The sequence below is a fragment of the Pseudoalteromonas agarivorans genome, from assembly GCF_024518735.1.
Lineage (GTDB): Bacteria > Pseudomonadota > Gammaproteobacteria > Enterobacterales > Alteromonadaceae > Pseudoalteromonas > Pseudoalteromonas atlantica.
The window spans coordinates 121,336-142,973 of sequence record NZ_JANIGJ010000003.1 but is presented as its reverse complement, the minus strand read 5'-3'; the positions used below and the strand labels follow the sequence as shown (position 1 = coordinate 142,973).

The 21,638-nt window shown below is 37.7% G+C and carries 23 protein-coding genes and 1 other annotated feature; of the genes, 14 read left to right on the top strand and 9 right to left on the bottom strand.

The features are described 5' to 3' along the window. Nucleotides 1–27: 27 nt before the first annotated feature. The gene (locus tag NQT65_RS07315) at nt 28–2,055 is read right to left on the bottom strand and encodes a TnsB C-terminal domain-containing protein (RefSeq protein WP_055011436.1); all 2,028 of its coding nucleotides are present in this window, start codon (nt 2,053–2,055) and stop codon (nt 28–30) included. Continuing rightward, the gene (locus NQT65_RS07310; protein WP_256850810.1) at nt 2,052–2,663 is read right to left on the bottom strand and encodes a TnsA endonuclease N-terminal domain-containing protein; all 612 of its coding nucleotides are present in this window, start codon (nt 2,661–2,663) and stop codon (nt 2,052–2,054) included. Before NQT65_RS07310 ends, NQT65_RS07315 begins: the two co-directional genes overlap by 4 nt. A gap of 694 nt (nt 2,664–3,357) precedes the next feature. On the opposite strand from NQT65_RS07310, the gene NQT65_RS07305 reads away from it, so the two are divergent. From NQT65_RS07305 to NQT65_RS07295, 3 genes are all read left to right on the top strand, one after another. Further along, nucleotides 3,358–3,681, top strand: coding sequence for a hypothetical protein (locus NQT65_RS07305; protein ID WP_138579943.1), 324 nt, complete (start codon nt 3,358–3,360; stop codon nt 3,679–3,681). Nucleotides 3,682–4,038: 357 nt separating this feature from the next. Further along, nucleotides 4,039–4,629: a hypothetical protein gene (locus NQT65_RS07300; RefSeq protein ID WP_150137674.1), complete on the top strand. Its 591-nt coding sequence runs from the start codon at nt 4,039–4,041 to the stop codon at nt 4,627–4,629. Nucleotides 4,630–4,975: 346 nt separating this feature from the next. After that, complete coding sequence (locus NQT65_RS07295; protein ID WP_256850809.1) at nt 4,976–5,626, top strand: phosphoribosyltransferase-like protein; 651 nt, start codon at nt 4,976–4,978, stop codon at nt 5,624–5,626. Between the two features lie 35 nt (nt 5,627–5,661). On the opposite strand, the gene NQT65_RS07290 is transcribed toward NQT65_RS07295, so the two are convergent. The 3 genes from NQT65_RS07290 to NQT65_RS07280 form a co-directional block, all read right to left on the bottom strand. Continuing rightward, nucleotides 5,662–6,099, bottom strand: a complete 438-nt coding sequence (locus tag NQT65_RS07290; protein ID WP_013463093.1) for a hypothetical protein — start codon at nt 6,097–6,099, stop codon at nt 5,662–5,664. A gap of 240 nt (nt 6,100–6,339) precedes the next feature. Next, nucleotides 6,340–6,720, bottom strand: coding sequence for a YlcI/YnfO family protein (locus NQT65_RS07285; protein WP_024606317.1), 381 nt, complete (start codon nt 6,718–6,720; stop codon nt 6,340–6,342). A gap of 172 nt (nt 6,721–6,892) precedes the next feature. Then, nucleotides 6,893–8,112 (bottom strand): IS3 family transposase gene (locus NQT65_RS07280; protein WP_256850808.1). Its coding sequence is split into 2 segments (ribosomal slippage): nt 6,893–7,824 and nt 7,824–8,112, totalling 1,221 coding nucleotides; the frame shifts between segments, so codons are not numbered across the junction. After that, nucleotides 7,718–7,834, bottom strand: a sequence feature (AL1L pseudoknot). Its footprint overlaps the gene before it by 117 nt. A 420-nt stretch (nt 8,113–8,532) precedes the next feature. Between NQT65_RS07280 and NQT65_RS07275 the strand changes: the two genes are divergently transcribed. The 3 genes from NQT65_RS07275 (at nt 8,533) to NQT65_RS07265 (ending at nt 10,526) form a co-directional block, all read left to right on the top strand. Then, the gene (locus tag NQT65_RS07275) at nt 8,533–9,207 is read left to right on the top strand and encodes a hypothetical protein (RefSeq protein WP_013463096.1); all 675 of its coding nucleotides are present in this window, start codon (nt 8,533–8,535) and stop codon (nt 9,205–9,207) included. 632 nt (nt 9,208–9,839) lie between these two features. Continuing rightward, nucleotides 9,840–10,049: a hypothetical protein gene (locus NQT65_RS07270; protein WP_152965273.1), complete on the top strand. Its 210-nt coding sequence runs from the start codon at nt 9,840–9,842 to the stop codon at nt 10,047–10,049. A gap of 141 nt (nt 10,050–10,190) precedes the next feature. Next, entirely contained in the window at nt 10,191–10,526 is a 336-nt protein-coding gene (locus tag NQT65_RS07265; protein WP_055013468.1) for a hypothetical protein, read from the top strand. An 891-nt stretch (nt 10,527–11,417) separates the two neighbouring features. On the opposite strand, the gene NQT65_RS07260 is transcribed toward NQT65_RS07265, so the two are convergent. After that, a complete protein-coding gene (locus tag NQT65_RS07260; protein ID WP_029774587.1) occupies nt 11,418–12,815 on the bottom strand; it encodes a heavy metal sensor histidine kinase in 1,398 nt (465 codons plus the stop codon). After that, entirely contained in the window at nt 12,805–13,491 is a 687-nt protein-coding gene (locus tag NQT65_RS07255; protein WP_024032688.1) for a heavy metal response regulator transcription factor, read from the bottom strand. The genes NQT65_RS07260 and NQT65_RS07255 overlap by 11 nt, the downstream gene beginning before the upstream one ends. Before the next feature lie 166 nt (nt 13,492–13,657). Between NQT65_RS07255 and NQT65_RS07250 the strand changes: the two genes are divergently transcribed. The 8 genes from NQT65_RS07250 (at nt 13,658) to NQT65_RS07215 (ending at nt 20,146) form a co-directional block, all read left to right on the top strand. Then, nucleotides 13,658–15,481 carry a copper resistance system multicopper oxidase gene (locus NQT65_RS07250; protein WP_024032687.1) on the top strand — a complete coding sequence of 608 codons (1,824 nt, stop codon included), beginning with the start codon at nt 13,658–13,660 and terminating at the stop codon, nt 15,479–15,481. After that, complete coding sequence (locus tag NQT65_RS07245; protein WP_055011431.1) at nt 15,478–16,341, top strand: copper resistance protein B; 864 nt, start codon at nt 15,478–15,480, stop codon at nt 16,339–16,341. Before NQT65_RS07250 ends, NQT65_RS07245 begins: the two co-directional genes overlap by 4 nt. A gap of 22 nt (nt 16,342–16,363) precedes the next feature. Then, entirely contained in the window at nt 16,364–16,771 is a 408-nt protein-coding gene (locus tag NQT65_RS07240) for a copper resistance CopC family protein (RefSeq protein ID WP_004588802.1), read from the top strand. 11 nt (nt 16,772–16,782) lie between these two features. Then, the gene (locus tag NQT65_RS07235; protein ID WP_256850807.1) at nt 16,783–17,691 is read left to right on the top strand and encodes a CopD family protein; all 909 of its coding nucleotides are present in this window, start codon (nt 16,783–16,785) and stop codon (nt 17,689–17,691) included. Between the two features lie 22 nt (nt 17,692–17,713). Next, nucleotides 17,714–18,202, top strand: coding sequence for a YybH family protein (locus tag NQT65_RS07230; RefSeq protein WP_008109928.1), 489 nt, complete (start codon nt 17,714–17,716; stop codon nt 18,200–18,202). Between the two features lie 10 nt (nt 18,203–18,212). Next, on the top strand, nt 18,213–18,731 hold the full coding sequence (locus tag NQT65_RS07225) for a DUF411 domain-containing protein (RefSeq protein ID WP_024032684.1): 519 nt from the start codon (nt 18,213–18,215) through the stop codon (nt 18,729–18,731). A 140-nt stretch (nt 18,732–18,871) separates the two neighbouring features. Beyond that, complete coding sequence (locus tag NQT65_RS07220) at nt 18,872–19,381, top strand: DUF305 domain-containing protein (RefSeq protein ID WP_024032683.1); 510 nt, start codon at nt 18,872–18,874, stop codon at nt 19,379–19,381. A 33-nt stretch (nt 19,382–19,414) separates the two neighbouring features. Continuing rightward, nucleotides 19,415–20,146 (top strand): MauE/DoxX family redox-associated membrane protein, encoded by a 732-nt coding sequence (locus tag NQT65_RS07215; RefSeq protein WP_024032682.1) that lies wholly within the window; start codon nt 19,415–19,417, stop codon nt 20,144–20,146. A 659-nt stretch (nt 20,147–20,805) separates the two neighbouring features. Here NQT65_RS07215 and NQT65_RS07210 read toward each other — a convergent pair. Together NQT65_RS07210 and cadR are read right to left on the bottom strand one after the other, a co-directional pair. Further along, nucleotides 20,806–21,183 (bottom strand): MerR family transcriptional regulator, encoded by a 378-nt coding sequence (locus NQT65_RS07210; protein ID WP_055018870.1) that lies wholly within the window; start codon nt 21,181–21,183, stop codon nt 20,806–20,808. A gap of 42 nt (nt 21,184–21,225) precedes the next feature. After that, on the bottom strand, nt 21,226–21,615 hold the full coding sequence (gene cadR / locus NQT65_RS07205; protein WP_002962247.1) for a Cd(II)/Pb(II)-responsive transcriptional regulator: 390 nt from the start codon (nt 21,613–21,615) through the stop codon (nt 21,226–21,228). Nucleotides 21,616–21,638: the final 23 nt, after the last annotated feature.

Below are 21,638 nucleotides of genomic sequence, written 5' to 3'. Positions count from 1 at the left end.
CACATGCGAAAATTGTACTGGGCATAGTTACCATTGTTTTTCATTTCCTTCATCATCATTATAACGGGTAGAGGCCATTTCTCTGGTTTTGCTCACTATCGTATCTGCGTAGGTATCTTGTTCACCTGAGTGCGATATCTGTGATTTAAGTTCATTCACTTTATGAGATTTTTTTATTCGCTCTACAATGGATAAGTTCTCTTTCGTATTTTTATTGAAAGACGCTACCTTCGGGCCCCTGTGCTGTTTGCGTTTGGGCTTTTGCTTTACGAATTCAGTTATTTCACCGACATAGTGACCAGTAGGAGTATGGGAGAAAGTTTCTGTATATATTCCGAGTTGGGTCAGAGTTTGATTGCCATTTAGTTCAGCAAAGCTGACTGGTAGTTTAGTATCATGATGGTCAATATTATCAGCCACTATTTCCACAGGATTGTTCTCGCCAGGCAGTGTTGCTTGAACTGTTACTTTTCTGGCATCTAGGTCGTCATGAAACACATAAACAGAGGGGTTTTCACCCAGCTCCATGTCTGTTTTAGTAGCCGCGTATAGTTGTTTTAGCTCATCACTGTAATAATCTTGACCTAAACATCTGATAGTTCCACGTTGCTGTAATTTATGTGAGGCCTGGGCTCTGGACACGTGGAAGCAATGTTGAAGCTGATCATATGTGAATGAAGGCATAGGCGTATCAATAATGGACTGATTCCATTTTTTGATAGGCGTATGGCCAGCCTGTTTATGGTGTTTGTGCATGTATTCTGTCAAAAATATATTCAGTAGCTTTGTAAAATCAGATACCTTTATATCCGCACGTTTAGCTAATGGAATTGTGTCGAGTGAGTTCGGGTTAGTACGTTTTCCTGAATAACTTTGAAATCCAATACTCGTCTCACCACTTTGCGTTTCAATCTTCATACCCGAAAAAAAGTGATCTCTTAATACGTTAAAAAATGACTCAATGAATGGCTTCTTAGCAGGTTGATTTGATGGTGTATAATGAATATTTAACTCAAGTCGCTCCGCAGCCTTTTTTATCAAACGATTATTAAACCCTGGGCCATTATCCATAATCAATGTAGTCGGTTTACGTCCATTCATTGTAAGATTACTATCTGCCATAAATATTTGACGTAAAAGATTAAGCCCACCGGCAGAGTTTTCAGGTTCAAAGCTAAGCACCACAGAGATAGGTGCGCGTGTGTATACGTCTATTGCTACATACAAAGAAATAGGCGGTGTCGGAAGACCTGTTTTGTCGTCAATTAAACACATATTTAGCACAACACGGTCGCATTCAACGCGCTGCATTGCGTAATAGGTTTTTATTCGTTTACGTAGCGTTGTTAGTCGCTTATTGATTTCCGCTTGTGAAAGGCCTTTAAAATTAGCAAGTTTTTCGGCATCAGTAAGCTCTTGTAACCGGCGGTAAAAGGTGCGTTGTGATGCGATTTGAATCTCATTATTTTTCAAGCTAGCTTCTTGCGCTTCTCGTTTATAGTTACTGTAATATGCGCCTTTGAAAGCAGAGTTATTACACGAATAGACGGTAGCGATGTAGTGCTGTATGAAAGCCTCAGTGGCCGCATTTAGCCGTATAGGCCTATTACGCTTCACTCCCGCAAGCGCCTCATCATTAAAATCTGATTGAACCCATACGCGCCAATGGCGACATACCGTTTTCCATTGCGGGTGTTTTGTGGCAATAGTTGCAGGATGTTGACTCTCGACTCGTTTGATGAGCTCATCATATGTCTTCTTGGTTGTAGCAGGGTATCCTTCACTAACCAGTTCTTTCAAGATAGATTGATAAATCAATCGTGATGTAACCGTTAACTTTTGATATTCTGTTAGTTCAATATGTGGATGCTGTGCGCTTCTTAATATAAAGCCTTGATCATCAATTGATTTCTCAAAGTCGTCTCGAGGTAATAGGCGCTTCTTAGTCTCTATACCATCACCGGAAAGGAGTATTGATGTACTGTCAACAAACGCAATAGATTCAACGTTACCGTACTTATTAGTCAAGTCAGTACCCGTAGCATATCCGATCATTTGAGGTGACCTCGCATCAATGTAGTAGAGGCGTTTAACGGCTTCTCCATATCGAATTTATATACATTTGATGCAATTAGTCCATAAGCCTCTGACACTGGGTTTTTAGCTATACCCTCCAAGCATTCGATGAGTTCACCAAAGGTTAAATCTCCATCAGGCAGCATTGTTAATGGGAATGAATGCTCCGAGTAATACATTGTTATCAGATTAAGGTTCGCCATAAAGATAGTATTGAGCTTATCGACGATGATTAACCGTAAACCTATTTGTGCTTTTTTTCGGGTGTACTCATTAAAAAGATGAATTTTCGAGTGATACTCTTTATCAACCTGAGACTCATGATGAACTTCAATATATTCAGCGAAGCCAGAATGATATAGCACTAAGAAGTCGGGTGTATAGCGGTAAACTTTTTTGTCTATAGTCACTTCTATTTGCTCTGGTTGGGTGGCAAACAGCTTCACATTAGGGTCACATTCCAGTTTAAAAGCCAGGATCAGCTCCTGAAATGACTCGGGATTAAGTGCGCACTGATTTTTATGGGAGTAAAATCGTATAACAAATCGACCTCTGTGAACGTTAGCGTTCGTCTTTGTAACGGTCATAATTTTACCTCCCAAAAATAAATGTCTTTACACTATAGATAATGGGTGATAAATTAAAAGGTTTATCTTTGGAATAGTTGTTCTTGGTAAGCATTTTTACATTATTCCTTTCGTCATAATTAGGCTTATCAATCCTTGGAGCCACTGAAAATTTTGTTTTATTTTCAAGGGTTAATCTCACTTTAAAATTCAAAAGTTAAGTTCAATGTTTTTTCTACGAGCAAATTATTTATTCTCAAAAAAAATTTATCTTTAAAGTACTGTGAAGGTTTCTCGAGTTGTTTTTACCTTATCCAAACCGATTTTATGTTTGTGTTTAACATGACGTTGTTATGTTCAAGTAAAACACCCAAAGCGTAATTAATATTCCGCGCTACCCCCAAAAGCTTAAATTTAAAATTTCACACCTAGCCCCAGCAAAGTTGATGCTTTTCAAAAGGCAGTCACTATGATTGCAGATATTGCAGAAATAGAGAAGGTTAAACTGGTCGACCACTAGGTTATATTCTTCTAACTTCTTCGATTTGGGTCTTAAAATCCAATAAATCTCCACTACAATTAATATTAACTGAGTGTGAATATGTGCTTTTTTTTTATTTTTTGTGTTTTTTTAAGAAAAAAGAGGGGGTGTTCTCTTTTATTAAGTTAAGGTTAATGGAGGCTTAAATTTTTTGTAAACAAGATGGAGTGACATATGAAACACAAGCCAGAAGGGTGGGTTGTTTTAACGTTTCAAACTATTGATAGCAAACCCTGCTATGTGTTGTTTTGTTCGTGGAAAAATGATGATGAATGGAGAGTAAGCTCAGGTTCAATGGTTCTACCCCACTTATCAGCCTGTGGGAATTATTGGATTTGGCCTCAAATATCAGGCTCTGTTTATGAGCTTCCCGTTGATGAAGAAAATGGCTATACCTTTTACACCGGCGCTGTATTAGATGAATTATTAGTAAAAGGGTATCGCGATGGCACTCAGCTAAAACGCATTGCACTTAAAGATATTATGGAAGATAAATAAGGCGATTAACGCCTTGTAATCTATCTATTATATTTTACTTTTGGGGGTCGTGAGCTCTACATAAGGGAAGATATTTAGGGGCTTTGGTAGGCAAAGATGAGAATCTGTATTATGTAAATGTTGCTAGTTCTACATTAAAAGCTAATAAATGAATACATTAAAAGCTAATAAATGAATACAGTAAAAGCTAATAAATGAATAGAGTACAGGTATAACTAACGCGCACTCCCATAGTAATCCAGCCTAATAAAATTTGGCTAATATCCAATGAGGTTCTGCTTGCGTTACCGAAGGAGTTGATATTCTGGCTTCATTAATCTTTAATAAGCACAAATATTACTTCACAAAGGATTACTTATGGGAAAGGAACTCGATATTTATAAATTGCACAAACCAGATAGAACATACGATATAATTGACCTAGATATCGTATCGATGGCAGACCAAATTGCCGAAGAAAATAACCTCAGTTATAAAGAAGCAGTAATATTAGCCAAGATTGGTTTTCCTAGCGGCAAAACTAAAATAGCGGATATAGTCAAAAACGGATTTAGCTGCAAAGTTGAAAAAGAAGCTTTAAAGCAAGCCTACGACGTAAACTTATTTACGAATTACCTTGTTTTGAACCAAAAAGCGTATATTGCCCTAGGGAACTATCTGCAAGTTTACGGGGAATTTATACCGCTTAGGTGTGATAAAGAGCTAATTTTATTTAATCCTCTCGTTTTCGAAGATGAAGACGAAACTCTTACTGAAAAGGCTTACCTGAATGGTATTGAGGACGGCCTCAAATCCTTATCATTTAAATCAGACAAACATCTTGTTTTTAAATCATGCATTCAAGGCGGGACAGTACTTTATTGCAATGCCGCGTTTAAATCTCTGATTAATGAAAATAGCTTAAGCGGACTTTCTTTTAATAGTGATTTAGTTAGCATTTTTGCTTAACAAGATAAGCGCGGAATGAATTCATTTAATAAGACCTAACCAAAACTGTCAGATTTGAACAAATAGAGTCAACCAAATCGAACAGACGCATTCGTTCCATGAGCTGCCTTTCCGGTTTAACCCATTTCTGCCCCGTTCCAATTTAGTTAAAACTATCAGCAGTGAAGGGCGAGCAGTTTAATGGACTACTTTTTCTTATTTTATAGTATCTAAATGTCTCAGGCCTTACTAAATGGGGTAAATGAAGGGAAGCTCAAAAGATTCCCTCTTTGATGTTTAGCTTTATTTCTAGCGATGAATTGCATAGTATCTCTCTAATATAATTAACTTTAATTGGCAGGCGGCAATGACATTGTATACTCCCAAAAACTCATCAGAGTCAGATTTTTATGAAGTAGGAGTTCTGGTGAACCAGATCCTATGGTTGAATGACCGACGTTATGAAAAGGGGCTTCATGGGCTTTTGGAAGAGTATAAATCACATGAAGAGCGTGAGGCTCTCATTACGTTGCTTGAGAGATTTATCCATCATGAGCATAGGGATAGGCTTGATGCAGTGGATTATCTTGCCGATATAATTAATGAGAAGAATTTCACACACCAAGATACTTTGTTCATTGCAACCTCAGATGGAAAGGAGTCTGATGGATCAACAGCAGGCTTATACAACTTCAAGTCGGCACTTGCAGAGTTAGGGCAATATTGGAAGGAAGATAACTTAATCCCATCTCTCAATATGTCTTTTGAAAGATGTACAAGTTGCCATATAAAAAACGTTGTAATTTTTGACGACTTCATCGGTAGCGGGAAGACAATAGTTAATAAGGTTAATGAATTTCGACAGGAGATGAAGGCTAGAAATGTTCTACATATAAAAATATATATATTTTCATATGTAGGCATGAAGTTTGGGGTTGAGTATGCTGCTAAGGAGTTGGATCAAGAGATATATTGTTATCTTCATGTCAGTCCAGATCAGTATTCTTTGATTTATTAATGATGTAGGCCAGACATTCTGGCCTTTTTATATTTCTAAATACGAATGTTAACACCAGTACTTTTGTCTTGCATGATAGACATAGCTGATTCTAACATCTTCAAAGTAGTCTCGTCATTGCGTGACAGTGCGCCTTGGATGCCATCACGCGTTTTTTGAATGAAGTTATATCGTGTTTCATCACTGTGTGCACCTGCCAGTTCGCCTCCATTTACGGGTATTTTCATAGTCATAGCCATGAAAGGCCTGCCGTCATCGAGAGACATTTCTCCATTGCGGATTTGAGTGTTGGCCCAGTCCCGCATTTCTTGCCGGGTCATACTAGTGAAATCCGCCTGTTTTGTGCTGCTGTCAGTCTTATCATTGTCTGTTTGTGCTGCTGTTAATGCAGCCGAAAATGACGTTGAGGCCTCTGTTGAAGGCTTGGTACGCTGGTTCCCATTAAAATAATGTACGTTTGCATCAACTCGCATAGGTTCTTTTCCTTAGTATGATCGTATGAGTGATATTAACTGCAAAACCTGCGCCATAATTATACACTTATAGTCTTTTGAAAACGCCTTTAAAAAGTTTATTTAAATTAAGTTGTTGAAGGTAATTCATCGTAAAGTGAAAAGCTTAATACAGAGGTGTTGGACGGCAAAGGCTTTCCGGTAACTGGAATATTTACTAATAGGCTTGGCTCATAGGCCTTAAATTATTCAGGATAAAGCCTAATAAAAGAAGGTTTTGAAATAAGCAATATTAAAGTGAAATATTGGGATCGAGATTGATACAAAGATGAGGGATATAGAAATCAATATCCATTTCAATTTTTTGATTTCTTTTAAGTGATTTGCATTTTTAAGCGATTCATTTAGCCGCTGAATATTTAGTTCAACTTCGTGTACAGTCTCCTGAGAGACGAGCGCTAAATCTTTAATACTATCAACAGAGCTTTTTAAGTTTTTCTCTGTTGCTAGTATATGAGTATCAACGCTCTTAATTTCCAGTGATTTCTTCACATATTCAGATAAAGAAATACCTTCCTTTTGCGCCTCACTACTTAAAGACTCTTTTAATTTATCGTCAATTCGGATGCTTAGAATAGCCATTCTAAAATACCTCTGATGTATACGGGTGTAAACAAAGCGTATACGCCTATTTTTAAAGGCGCAACAGGTTATTTTAGATGAAAACTGTGTATGACAAAATGAGATAATAGGCACGCTGTCGAATGTATACAAATGAATCGCCCCGAGTTCATCGGAGACCAGTTTGTTTAAGTCAGGCCACTTTACCTGACTCGTTTAAATTATCATAGTAGTCTGTTTCATATTGAGCTGGTGAAATATACCCAATTGAAGATAATAAGCGTTGATTATTAAACCAATTGACCCACTCTAAAGTTGCGTATTCAACAGCATCAACATTCTTCCACGGGCCATTTCTGCGAATAATCTCTGTTTTAAATAATCCATTTATTGTTTCAGCCAATGCATTGTCATAAAAGTCACCCACACTGCCTACAGACGCTTGAATTCCAGCTTCAGCAAGTCGCTCAGTGTATCGTATAGACAAATATTGGCTGCCTCTGTCGCTGTGGTGAATTAACCCTTCGGGGTTGCCACGATGCCAAATAGCTTGCTCTAACGCATCAAGAATAAGCTCTGTGTGCATTGTCGTTGATACACGCCAACCTACAATGTATCGTGAAAAAACATCTATCACGAAAGCGACATAAACAAACCCACTCCATGTGGCAACATAGGTGATGTCAGCTACCCAAAGTTGATTTGGCTGCTCAGCAGTAAATTGACGATTAACTAAATCAAGTGGCTTATCTTGTTGCTCGTCAGGTATCGTTGTCTTATGTGCTTTACCCCGACGAACACCTTGAATTCCCATAACTCGCATCAATCGTTCGACTGTACAGCGGGCGACTTGATGGTCGTCAAGCTGTAGCTGCTTCCATATTTTTCTTGCACCATAAACTGACATATTATCCTCCCACACTTCGCGAATGAGTATTATCAGCTCAGCATCACGCTTTTTGCGGTTAGACAGTCGCTCAGGCTCTCTTTGTATCTGTTTATGAGAATAATACGTTGATGGTGCAATCGGCAATTCCTTGCAAATTGACTCGACACCGTAATGCTCTCTGCAAGCATCAATAAAATCCGCTATTACTTCTGTTTGCGGTCGAGCTCCGCTTGGGCGAAAAAAGCGGCAGCTTGCCTCAGGATATCATTCGTTCGCTTGAGCTCTTTATTCTCGCGCTCTAAGACGGCAAGGCGTTCTTCAGTTGATTGCGTATTAGAAGAGGGTTTAGACGGTTGAGCTTGAGATTTCTTGACCCATGCTCTAAGTGTTTCTGGGGTACATCCCAGTTTATCTGAAATCGATACTAGCGCAGCCCAAAGAGAAGGGTATTCATGCTGTTGTGTGGTAACAAGCCTAATTGCACGTTCACGAAATTCTGATGTATAGCGATTTGATTTTTTCATAGTTCCAGTTTCTCAAGTTATTGAGTCTCTGGCAAACACGGGGCGATTCATATTGCAAGCTTTACTTATGATGGTGGTAATTGCCGTAGATACGGTTTTGCAATTTTAAGAAACTATGACGGACATGATTTCAAAGTGACTTTGGTTGATAGCAATGGAGATAGAGTTGCTGGCGGATATAGCGTAGCAGTTTCCACTTCTATCTTTAATGCAGGCACTTATTATTGGGAAGTTGAAAATAAAACAACAACTGGATCTACTTATGGTGGAATTACTTATGAAGTAAGATCTGGTGGCTAGTTAAACTTTCTATTAACGACTCAGCCCTATGAGTCGTTAATAGAAAACAATCTAAAATAAAAGCTTAAGTTTTATAAAATTATGTCGATAAAAGAAAACGACATATGAAAAAGGATTTTTATGAAAATCAGCACCAATCTACTACCTACTCTATTTGAAAGTAAAATATCTATTTTTACAAACAGTGATGATGAAAAAATAAAAAGCTTTTCTACTAAAACAAGCGAAAGTGGCTTAAAAATTAATATAAACACAACTCACCTTGATCCTAAAGTTAAAGAAAAAAAAGACAATAATGCTTTTGATTCATCATTAATTGAGGGAAGTGCATATGAAAAAGTATTTAAAAAAGAAGAGCTCAACTTTTCTAATATGAGTATAAAAGAACTTCATAGTATTGTTAAAAATGTGAATGAAATGGAACGAGAATACACACAAAAATACGATAGTGATGAACCAGTTAGATTAGGTAAGTCAGGAAACCCCATAATATCCAAAAAAAGAGAAGATATGAATAGTTTAGAGTCTAAACTTAGGATCCTTTCTTATGGTGGAGGGGATGTAGATCCTGATAAAAAAATTAATGTTATGGAGTATTTTTCTAATAGTTCAGAGAAATTAGATGGACTTGCTAAAGAATATCCTGAACGTCAGACTTATCAAGTAAGAGCCTCTTACATGAAAGAAATAATTAATACGTTTGATAAATTTATATCAGACGATACTTTTGATTTATATCAAGAAAAGGCTGCTTTATTGTTAACCGACAAAAAGAAAGTCGATGTTTTTATTTGAAAAAAGCCTAGAACATAGCAAAACAGCTAACAGCTTATTGAACACCATTTTGGTGGTTTATAACACACCGAAACGGCGTATATTACATACCCTGATAATTTCACCAATAATTACCTTTGTAAACAAGTAATTAAAACAGCTAGGAATTAAGCATGTTATTTTGCCCCAAAACGGCGTTTAATAATGTTATTGGACAAAATTAGATTTCTACTTAAAACACAGGAATAAATTTAACTTTTTCAGTGTCCGGTTATCGCTCAAAGCCGACCTATAGAATAATTGCTTTAACACGTTTTGGGGCAAAAACGAGCTACGATTGAAGGTCCGCTGGCACAGAGCCGAACTTCGTCAAAGAGCGAAAAGCGGTCATTGAGGTTGGCTAAATATTGTCGTTAATTGATTGGTTAAACTGCTCTTTGCGCATATATTCATTAAAATGAGCGTTGCGTGCATAATGGTTCATTTAACTCTACCTAAAAAATTTTAGAAAGCTTAGAGATAGTAATACCTTAGGTTATCTGTTAAAACTATATAAAGTAGACAAATGAGCGTTAAGTAGGGAGAAATAAACGCGGTTATCGTACTATAAAATGTTAGTTGCATCCGTAATATTGAACATTGGAGGTTTAAAAGTGGAATGGTCTTGGAAAGTATTCTTTATAACTTTACCCATAATGATTATTTATAGCATGTTTTCTCGTGGCTATATGAACGCACAAAATGTTGCTAAACATGGGGATAAAGCTGATTATAAGCAAAATCCTAAAATGGCGTTATTTGGTTCAATAGGCAGTGGTGCGATCGCATCGGTAATAATTACGGTCATTATTGGCTTCTTTTAGTTAATTAAAAATGCAACTAACAAGCGCATTAGATCTGACGTCCCACATTGTTCGATTTTTTGCTTAAAAGAAAATGACGAAAAAAAGCGTCTAACATGCTCCGTAACTAATGCGGGCATTATAATGACTAAAGGGAATTTTATGAAAAGACAATTTTTTGCAATATTATCAGTATCTTTATTATTAGCAGCTTGTACATCGAGCAGCGGGGTAATCCCTGACGGTAAAGATGCATACAGAGTAGTGCAAACAGGGGATACGGGATTTACCAACTCCAACACATTACAAAAAAATGCTTATAAAGAAGCCTCGTACTTTTGCGCGAATAAAGGACAAGTAGTCGAGACACTTAATGTTGAATCAAAACAAGCTAGACCGTTAGGTGGTTGGCCGGAAGCAAATTTATGGTTTCGTTGTGTAAATCGAGAAAAAGATGTCGAACAGTCCTCTTTTTCTGATAGCAATCAAAAAATTTGAGTACCGATCTATAACAGGTCAATCAACGCGCTCACTTCGTCCGCTGGGACGCAAACGCTTAGGACGGCTTCGCTATTATGCACTACGTGCCAACGCCCACTATTTATAAGTTATACTTTTCAGAGGTTTAGGTGAAGTTAATTAGCAATATAAAAACTTGGATTACACGGCTGCTAGGCTGCTTTTTAATGTATCTCGTTTTCACATCTGATTTTCACCTGCTTTATTCATCGTTAGTTGTAATAGGTGCAATTGTTTGTTTATTTTACAAACACTCATCAGATAAACGAAATGGTATAGTTGAAGGGATATGGATTCTGACAGCAGTTCTATTTATTTTATTATCTGGTTTAGCGATATTTGGTGGTAAAAATGATCTACTCGCTTTAGCTGTTCTTATCCCATTAGCGGTACTTTATGGTTGTACTTATATTCCATCTAGATATATTCCTAAGTTTATCAGGTTGCTTTTTGAATAAAACATAACAAGCGATTGAACAGGATTGTGCTTGTCCCTCGCAAATTTCAGCCTGCAATAAAAGTCCATTAATTGAGCGTTATCAATGTCCGCTCATGGCACAGAGCCGTCCTTCAGCTCTAACTCATTTTTGTCCAAAAACGAGTTTACCCGACCCTCCGCTTTTCGCTCAAATAAGACCCCGAAAAATGGCTCATATAGCTATCTAGGCCAACGCTTTCAAAAACAGAAGTATATTTCCGATAACTACCTTTGAATTCCTATAAACGGAAGTTTGCTTCCGAAATATAGCAATATTGGGTTAGAAACCGGAAGTTTACTTCCGTTTTGTACTTTAAGTTTATAAACCGGTGTTTAATGAAAGCTGGGAAGTCTAGAGGTACAAGCAAACTTTGGGTTATTAAATTTAATAATTAGCTTTTAGCTAAATTTAGAAAAACTTTAAAGCTGGTAGTTTGATTATTTGAACTGACCTCTATATTTCCACCGTTTGCTTGCGCTAGAGCTTTAACTATTGCAAGCCCTAAACCAGCTCCATCGCTGTGTCGTTGGCGCGATTTATCGGGTCGATAAAAGCGGTCAAATAAATAAGGTAAATGCTCAGAAGGTATTCTCTCCCCAGTATTAATCACTGAAATACATATTTTATCAGCGGTAAATATTTCACTATTTACTGTGATTGATGAGCCTTTTGGGGCATACCTTATTGCATTGGATAGGAGGTTTGATAATAATTGGCGAAAGTGTAATTTGTCACAATAAAAACAAAGGTTTTGACCTTTTTTCTTAAATGTAATCAATGAGTCTTCAGCCAAAGCATCAAAGTACTCAAATAATGCTTCAATTTCATCATGGCTTTTTAGAGTATTTTGAACGGGTTTAACCAGTCCATTCTGAGTTTTTGCAAGCCAAAGCATATCACTAACCATCTTAGTTAGTCGTTCCAGCTCTTCTAGATTAGAAAACAATAATTCTTGATACTCTAACAACTGTCTTTTTTTAGATAAACCAACCTGTGTTTGAGTGATTATATTTGTTAGTGGAGTACGTAACTCATGCGCAATATCACTAGAGAAATTTGATAAACGAATAAATTCACCTTGGAGCCTGTCGAGCATCGAGTTAAACGACTGCACCATATTAACAAGCTCAATAGGCACTTTATTTTCATCAAGCCTTACATCCATCTTATTAGTTTGGATGTCATGCATTTTCTGACTCAAACCTCGTAAAGGGTTCAATCCTTGATGTATAGCAAACCAAGCCACCAATAAAATGAGTACCGCAGAGCCAAACATAATAGCCCAAAGGCTTTGTTGAAATTGATTGAGAAAGTGTAAATGAAAGCTCATGTCTATCGCTGTAGTAATTTTGTATTGCTGTTGCCCAGTACTTAAATTACTCACCAGAGCTCGGTAGGTGTGGGTATCATTTTGCCATGAGGTAATGTTGTTACGGTTAAAGCCAGCTGAAGCATTAGCACTCATTACAAAATCACTAAAATCTCGTTCAGAACTTTGAAAAATGAGCTCTCCTTTTGCGGTATTTACCTGATAGTAAACACCGTGATGACCCGCTACAGCGTTAGATAATTCATTTTTAAGTTTCAGGTTTGATTTATACTGTTGTCTTAAAACTAATTCAATAGATTGATTAATAACATGCAGTTCACTACTATCTTGCTGGAAAAAATGATGTTTTATCGAACTATTTATTAAGGTGGCAACTAAAGTTAAGCACGCAATAACGGTTACAGCCACAAACAACACAACACGCATCGTAAGTGATAAAGGCCGTGACTTAATAGTCATCAGTTTCAACCTCTAATTTATAGCCCATACCACGAACCGTATGAATTAATTTAACAGTAAAGTCATCATCAACTTTTGCTCTTAGCCTACGAATGGCAACATCAATCACATTGGTGTCGCTATCAAAATTCATATCCCATACTTGAGAAGCAATTAACGAACGTGGCAGTACTTCACCTTCGCGCCGTAACAATAGTTCAAGTAAGCTAAACTCTTTATTACTCAATAAAATACGCTTGCCTGCACGTTGTATTTTTCGCTTTGGAATATCCATTTCTAAATCAGCAACTATCAGTATATCGTCAACTGTTTGTACTACACCACGGCGAATAAGAGTGCGTACTCTTGCTAAAACTTCAGCAAAAGCAAAAGGCTTTATTAAATAGTCATCAGCACCAAGTTCGAGCCCCTTTACTCTATCGTCTATACTATCGCGAGCAGATAAAAATAGTACTGGGGTTTTGTTATCTGCTTCACGTAGCGACTGTAAAATTTTCCAACCGGATACGTCAGGTAACATGACATCAAGTATTATTACATCAAATAAGTCGGTCATTGCTAGGTGATGACCGTCAAGTCCATTGCGCGCCAAAGAAACCTGAAAACCAGCTTCACTTAGTCCCTGTTTTAAATAATCTCCTGTCTTTGATTCATCTTCAACAACTAATAAGCGCATACAATTCCTTCATTAAAGTCCTAACAACTACCTCTGCAAATATTATGCAGTATCTGTCACTACAGCAACATGACACCAACATTACAACTTTGTAATGTTCGCGTCATGTTTAAGACAGGTCTATTTTCTATACTCAATACATATTCTGGTATGAAGGAGTAAGGAAATGGGGTTTAAAAAGTCATCACAACAGGTTAGCACACCACGAAGACGATTTGTTCAAGGCTTAATTGCAGGAGGTGTACTTGCTGCTTTTCCGAGTGTATTACATGCTGCATCATCTTTAGTAGCAGGAACAATAACAGGCACTGTGCCCGAACTTAGCGGCAAAGTAATTGATCTGGTTATAGATGAATCGCCGGTTAACTTTACTGGCGTAGTACGTATGGCGACAACTATCAATGGCTCTATACCCGCCCCTACCTTGCGCCTCAAAGAAGGCGATGACGTTACTATTAGAGTAACAAATAAGTTATCAGTACCGAGTTCAATTCATTGGCATGGCATTATTTTACCGTATCAAATGGATGGCGTACCTGGTATCAGTTTTAAAGGCATTATGCCTGGCGAAACCTTTGTTTATAAATTTAAATTACAACAAAGCGGTACATATTGGTATCACTCACATAGTGGCTTTCAAGAAATGACTGGCATGTACGGTGCATTAATTATTGAACCGCGAGAAAAAGATATTATTAGTGCAGATAACGAGCATGTTATTCAATTATCTGATTGGACTGATGATGACCCAATGGCGCTGTTCCGCAAATTAAAAATACAGAGTGATGTATTTAACTTCAATCAGCCCACTGTTCCAGAATTTTTTGATGACGTTTCAAATAGCGGTGTTTCGAATGCTTTGCAACGCCGCAAAATGTGGAATCAAATGAGAATGAATCCTACAGATTTAGCTGACTTATCTGCATCAGCAATGACCTTTTTAATGAACGGTAGTACGCCAATGTCAAATTGGCGAGGAATGTTTAAAGTTGGGGAAAAAGTAAGACTTAGGTTTATTAATGGCTCAAGCAATACTTTTTTTGACGTTCGTATTCCAGAACTAAAACTAACAGTTGTACAAGCTGATGGGCAAAACGTTGAACCAGTGACAGTTGATGAATTTAGATTCGGCCCTGGTGAGACCTACGACGTAATTGTTGAGCCTAAAAATGATGCCTATACGATTTTTGCTCAAAGTATGGATCGCTCTGGTTACGCAAAAGGAACTTTATCAAGCTCGCCTAATATTGATGCGCCAGTACCTGCACTTGACCCTGTTGAATGGTTAACGATGACCGATATGATGGGCAATATGACCCACGGCGGTGAGCATTCTGCAATGGCAGGTATGGCTGGCATGTCAGGTATGAACTCTAAAGAAATGGATCATAGCGCTATGGAGCACGGTGCAATGGCGATGGATCATAGCAAACATGGTATGTCTGAAAACCCATTGGCAGTTGCCAGCCCTAAAGTGCGTCATGCCAAAACGGAGTATGGAGCTTCCGTTGATATGCGCGTTGATATGCCTAGAACAAATCTTGATGATCCTGGTATTGGTTTACGTAAAAATGGTCGCCGTGTTTTAACACTTGCAGATTTACACTCACTTGAAGGGGTCACTAACCAGCAAGAGCCAGAAGCTGAAATTGAGTTGCATTTAACCGGAAATATGGAACGTTATAGCTGGTCATTTGATGGCTTAGAATTTGGTAAAAGCACGCCAGTGCATATGAAGCATAACCAACGTTTAAGAGTTATTTTACAAAACGATACCATGATGACGCACCCTATGCATCTGCATGGTATGTGGAGTGATTTAGAAAACGAGCAAGGTGATGTGCAAGTGCGACGTCATACAATACCTGTTCAACCCGCACAAAGAATCAGCTTTTTAACCACCCCTCACGATGTAGGGCGCTGGGCTTGGCATTGCCATTTATTATTCCATATGGATGCCGGCATGTTTAGAGAGGTAGTCGTATCATGAAACAATTAAAACTATCTAAATCATTTAGTTTATTAATGTTAACTGGGGCTTCATTAATTAGTTTCCCTTTATTAGCGCAAAGTGAAATGGCACAAATGAATAGCGCTAAGATGCAACCACAAGGAGGAAGTGCACCTAAAGATGCAAGAGACCCCCATGCTTACTCTGCGGGAACAACTTTAACAGAAGGCCCATATGCGCTTGAGGGCAATGAGCGATTAACACTCGCTGATGAGCATCCATTTTACGCATTACTAGGCGATCGTCTTGAATATAACGAGCAAGCAAACGCAGGTGTATTTGACTTACAAGCATGGTACGGCACTACCTTTGATCGATTGGTAATTAAAACCGAGGGTGATTTCAGCGAAGGAAGTATTGAAGAAAACCAAACCGATATTTTATGGGGTCACGCCGTATCAGCATATTGGGATACTCAAGCAGGTGTTCGTCTTGATTACAATAAAGAAGGTGAAAATCGGCAATGGTTGGCTTTTGGCTTACAAGGTTTAGCCCCTTATTGGTTTGAACTTGATATGACAGCATACGTAGGTGAGCGAGGCAATACCGCATTTACGTTAGAGGCAGAGTACGAACTACTACTCACGCAAAAGCTAATTATACAACCGCGAGCCGAAATTACACTTTATGGCAAAAACGATAAACAAAACGAGCTTGGAAGTGGCCTATCAAGCAGCGCGATTGGCTTTAGGGTTCGTTATGAATTTACACGCCAGTTTGCGCCCTATATTGGCGTTGAATGGAGCAATAAATTTGGCAATACCGCCGACTATGCCACATCAAGTGGACAAAGTAGCAACAACACCGCATTTGTTGCGGGTATTAAATTTTGGTTTTAATCATTTTAAATAAGAGGTAATTATGAAGTTTTTTAACTCTGCAGTAGCCATTTTAGGTTTAGTGCTTACATTTTCCGCATCAGCGCATATATCACTCAAGCAATCAATACCTGCACAAGAAGCCATGTTAATGCAAGGACCAGAGGAACTTTCGTTAATTTTTAGTGGTGAAGTAAGGCTAGCAAAAGTCATCATCAAAGATGAAAAAAATAAAACAATAAACTTTGATTTCAAACCCAGCGCCACCCCAAGCACAGACTTTAATTGGTCATTACCGAGCCTAGCCCAAGGCACTTACACGGTTAAATGGACAGCACTGGGTGGTGATGGACATAAAATGACTGGCACGTTTAGATTTATGGTACATAAAAATGAATCGCATAAGATGATGCAAGAACAATCTAATACCCACAGCAAACATAATCATTAAGTAGCAACATCATGCAATTAAGTGAATGGTCAGTGCTCTTACTATTATTAAAACTAGCAAGCTATATAGCAATTGTAGGGCTTGCGGGCACTTTATTAATGCGCTTTATGTGTGGCAACAGCAATGTTGCAGGGCATCACTTAATTAGCTTTCATCAGTTCTTAAAACGTTGGCAAATTACGTGTGTAGTTACAGGTAGTATTGCTGCACTTTTACAAGTACCTATAGAAGCTGGAGCAATGGCTGAATCAGGCTTTATGGGAATGTTTGACCCCTTTATGCTTGAAATTGTTTGGCAATCAGTCATAGGTGACCAAGCAAGGTTTAGAATACCAGCGCTTATTATTGCTCTAATTAGCGCATGTATGTGGAATGTGGAATCAGATGATAACGTAGCAGGTTATAAAAACGGTGCCGTTATACTAATCATGCTTGGGTTTATCGCTTATAGCTTCACTTTTACTGGGCACAGTGCAAACGAAAATGGGTTAGTGAAAAGTATTTTAACCTTTCACCTTATTGCCATTGCGAGCTGGTTAGGGTCATTGTGGCCGCTTTACAAAAGCTGCACTTTACTACCTACCAGTGAAGTAAAGTGGTTAATGCATTACTTTGGTCAACTCGCTATTGTTATTGTATTTGTACTACTTATTTCGGGCTTAACTCTGCTCCTGCAGTACCTAGAGTCATTTTCTGCATTGTTTACATCAGATTATGGGCAACTAATTTTATTAAAGCTGTTACTCGTCAGCGCGATGCTGCTCCTAGGTGCATGGCATAAGCTTTTTTTAGTCCCGCAAATCACTCAACAACACCATATAAGTATATTAAAACGCTCGATTACTGTTGAAATAGTAATTGCCCTGTTTGTACTTATTACAACAAGTGTATTTACCACACTTGTTGGTCCGCCTATTTAACGATTAATAAAAAGGGAAACGTATGTTAATTAAATCCTTTAATTTAAAAATTTTATTGCTACTAATTTTTAGCACTGTTAGTTCTTTTACTGTTAGTGCACATGACGATGAAAAATATTCAAAAAAAGGCAAGGCCTTTGTCAATGTTGATAGCGAGGCTGCAAAAACAGTCAGCCTATTTCATGCATCTCTAAAACAAGGTAATCGCGAAGCTGCACGTAAATTACTGGCCGACGATGTCATCATTTTTGAAGGCGGAAGTGTTGAGCGTTCTGCAGATGAATACGCGAAACATCATATGATAGCGGATATGAAATTCTTAAGTGCTGTTAATAGTGAACTACTAGAGCATCAAGTTTACACAAATGGAGACATAGCTTACTCAATTTCAAGAAGTAAAACTCAAGGAAAGTACAAAGGAAAAGATATTAAGTCTATGGGAATGGAATCAATCACATTAAAAAACACCGATACAGGTTGGAAAATCACTCATATTCATTGGTCAAATTAAGGAGTTAACAATGCGAGTAATCTACATTACCTCAGCGTTATTTTTATCATTAACTATGTCATTTTCGGCGATAAGTATCGAAAAACAACATAAAGCATTAATAACTTATGAGAATTCAGAAAAACCTAAAATTGAGCTTACCGTTTATAAAAGTAAAAATTGTGGATGTTGTAATAAGTGGATTGCTCATTTGAGCGAAAACAATATTCAAACAAAAGCAATTAACGTCAATGACATGGGGACGATTAAATCTCAGTATCAAATAAAATCAAATATGCGGTCATGCCATACAGCCGTTTCAGCCGATGGATTTGTATTTGAAGGTCATGTTCCCGCCAAACATATAAAACAGTTTTTAGCTGAACAACATCCTGAAAAGACGATAGGGCTCTCTGTTCCCGCTATGCCTGCTGGTACGCCAGGTATGGAAATGGGCGATCGCTTTTATAAATATAATATTGAAATGCTTACGCACGATTTACAGCAAAATACTTATAAGCATATTAGCAAATACGCTGAGCAGTTTTAACACTTATGGCACAACTCTTGATGTAATATTAAACATTGATTCAATGATTAAATATATAGTGGGTTTACGCCTAATAACCTGTAAGAATTACCCATTGGTATAAATGATATACAAAGTAAATGATAGAAAGGAGCCATCTAATGTCGCAGTATTTAAAGTTTTTCTTAATGATAGCCACATCAACATTAGTCATGTTTGTACTGATGTATTTGAATACTTATCAGCTAAGTCATGTTTTTTTTAGTGAAACTCGCACTTATATGGCGCTTTATATGGGAGCCATGATGGCAGTGATAATGCTACTTTTCATGCTCAATATGTATAAAGATAAAAAGAAAAATATAACAGTACTCATTGCTAGTGTTACCGTATTTGCGGGAAGTTTATTTTTAGTTCGATCACAAGCGACTGTTGATGATAGCTCATGGATGTCGGCGATGATCCCACATCATTCAATTGCAATACTCACCAGTGAAAGGGCAAAAATCAAAGATAAGCGAGTCCAAGAGCTTGCAACAAATATTATTGAGGCACAGCGTCGTGAGATTAAAGAAATGCAGTGGTTACTAAAGGATATAGAGAAAAATGGCCTAGCAGAAACTCAGGAGCAAGCACAATCTAGGACCGTACCGGATTTTAATGCTAAGTAAAATTTTATACCAATACATAAAAGGGAGCTAAACATGAGTAAATCAGCCCAACTTTTTAGAATGGCCACAGATGAGCATATTTGTCCGTTTGGTTTAAAATCAAAAGACCTACTAGAGCGAGAGGGATATACAGTTGATGATCAGCTATTAACTTCTCGAGAGCAAACAGATGAATTTAAAAAACAACACAGTGTAGAAACTACACCTCAAACATTTATTGATAATAAACGTATAGGTGGCTATGACGACTTACTCGATTACTTTGATAAGCCAAAAGCTGGGCAAGAAGGTACAACTTACACGCCCGTGATTGCGATTTTTTCGGTTAGTTTTTTGCTTAGTGTGGCATTTAGTTTTGCAGCGAATAATAGCTTATTATCAATGCAAACCGCTGAACTGTTTGTAGCCCTAACAATGGCAGTGTTAGCAATACAAAAGCTTCAAGACTTATTTAGCTTTACTAATTCATTTATAACCTATGACTTAGTCGCTATGAAAGTAGTCAGGTACGCCTATGTTTACCCATTTTTAGAAGCATTTGTTGGCATTGGAATGATAGCCGGATTACCAGCCTATATTATTGCCCCTATTTCATTGTTCATAGGTGGGGTTGGTGCTGTTTCAGTGATAAAAGCAGTCTATATAGATAAACGAGAGTTAAAATGTGCGTGTGTAGGCGGTGACAGTAACGTACCACTAGGGTTTATCTCCCTAACAGAAAACCTGTTTATGATCGCTGCCGGTATTTGGATGTTTGTTAAGTAAACAACAGCTTTAATTTAAAAACATGATGATGTACTAGTGTGATTACCAAGGGATTATGTCGCTCTAATTACCGAGCGACTTTGTCGTAAATAGCATATCAGCTGTACTAGCTCATATCAGATCTCACAGTTTAAGTGAATAAGTTTAGACTTCATCAGGCAGACTGCTATGAGCGAAAAGCAGACATTGACCGTTAATCGTTTCAACGACGGCAATTAGCCATACGTTGCATGTTTGCTCCCTTACTGGTTTTACGATATCCAAAACCGACATAACGACCATTAAGCAAATACCAAAGTAAAATAGGTATGTGCTCCAATCATATAGCCAAAGAGGATAAAGCGTTAATAGCACTGCTACAGGCCCTAGAATGCTGAAGACAGCTCTGGTATGGTTTTTATTTTGTGCCAGTTGTATAAGTTTACCAATAGTTCCAAAGATGCAAAAATAGGTAAGAGCGTATTTACAGCTATTCCTTCGAAGTGAGAGAAGAAGCCTAGTCCTAATGCCGATGCAAGTGACCTTAATGCAGGGAAGCAGGCCGTGCCGCTAGCCAAACGCCACTAGAGCCTACTCTGTCTAATATTTTATTTATCATTTGAAAGTCTATTGGTTGATATTACCATCATTCTAAACTCCGTATATAAGTACGGAGTCAATCATTTTAATGAATCAATTATGGGGCAATGTGTTGGATCTTCGTTTTGCATACAGGTATTTGTCATATCCACAATTACTTTCTCTAAACGTTGAAGGTCATTAATTTTGTCTCGAATGATTGCTAACTTTTGTCGGCTTAATAGCTCAACTTGAGTGCAGTTGCTGTCCATAGACATTAGCGATTTTATTTCTCTTAACGTAAAGCCGAGCGCTTTGGCTTTTGTGATAAACCTAAGTTGTCCTGCTATTGTTTCGTCATATTGTCTATAACCAGATATTGGTTTTTCAGGTTGTGTAATCAGCCCTTCTCGTTCATAAAAACGAATGGTTTCTACATTTAAATTTAATGATTGTGCTAATTTGCCAATGGTTTTCATTATTGCCTTTGCGAATACTACTAATCTAAAGTTATATTTAGTTTAGCTATCCAATGATTTGATGATGCCGCACGCTTCAATTGTATTGTCTGAACCACAAGCACTTGCCATCTGTTGTAATTCAGCTTTAAGCGCCCTTAATTCTTTCATACGTTTATTCACTAGTGCAAGTTGCTGATCAATTAATGCATTAACGCTAGAGCAGCTTTCTTCTGGCTTATTTTTTAATTCGATAAGACGTTTAATATCATTGAGTGATATATCTAGGCTGCGACAATGCTTTACGAATTCCAATTGTTTAAGTGCTTTACTATCATACAGCCTGAAATTACCTTCTGAACGGTTTGGATTTAACAGTAATCCTTCTCTTTCATAATATCTAATCGTTTGTATTGAACAGCCCGATTTTTTTGACAATTCGCCTATTTTCATCAATTTCCCCCAGACATTTGACT